Annotated in this window: 1 protein-coding gene; it reads right to left on the reverse strand. The window is 73.3% G+C overall.

Annotated elements, in window-relative coordinates:
- Window positions 1-641: phage tail sheath family protein (locus C5F48_RS24410; protein WP_181247794.1), on the reverse strand; the 641-nt coding region annotated here is incomplete at both ends.

Consider the following 641-nt stretch of genomic DNA (forward strand, 5'->3'; position numbering starts at 1 on the left):
CGCCCAGAGGAGCGCGCCCTCGATGCTCTCGTAGATCATGTCGGCGGTGCGGCGCACCGGCAGGAAAGCCCAGAGCGGGTCGGTGGCGGCCGAGCGGTTGCCCCAGAGCCGGAAGCCGTCGGCGCGGATGATGGTGGCGACCTCGCCCTCGTTGAGCCGGTTGGCCTCGGTGTCGGGATCCGAGATCGCCCAGGAGATCGGCCGGGCGGTGGCGGCGACGCCTTCGAGGATGCGGTTCGAGGGCGACCACCAGAAGCCGCGGCTCGCGTCTTGGGCGGAAAGCGCGCCGGCGACGTAAGCAGAGGCAGGCCGCGTGACATAGGCCGAGGTGACGGTGTCCCAGACGCGCACCGCGGGATCGACGATGTAGAGCCGGTCGGAGCCGTATTTGCCGCGGTCGGTCAGCGCGTCGGCCTCGGTGGTGTTCGGGCCGTCGGCGATGACCACGGCGCGGAGACGCGACGCGACCGAGACGAGCGCCTGGGTCACCGGGGCGGCGGGCGAGGCGGCGGGGGTGGCGGTGAAGCCCGGGGCGGCGAGGATGCGCGGGATCTGGCCGGTGAGGTTGCCGGCGTTGATCAGCGCCCAGACGCCGGTCCCCTCGGTCGGATCGCCGGCGACCGCGCTCAGCGTCTCGGCGG

Origin of the sequence: Cereibacter changlensis JA139, from assembly GCF_003034985.1 — a bacterium.
In the GTDB taxonomy this organism is placed as follows: Bacteria; Pseudomonadota; Alphaproteobacteria; order Rhodobacterales; family Rhodobacteraceae; genus Cereibacter; species Cereibacter changlensis.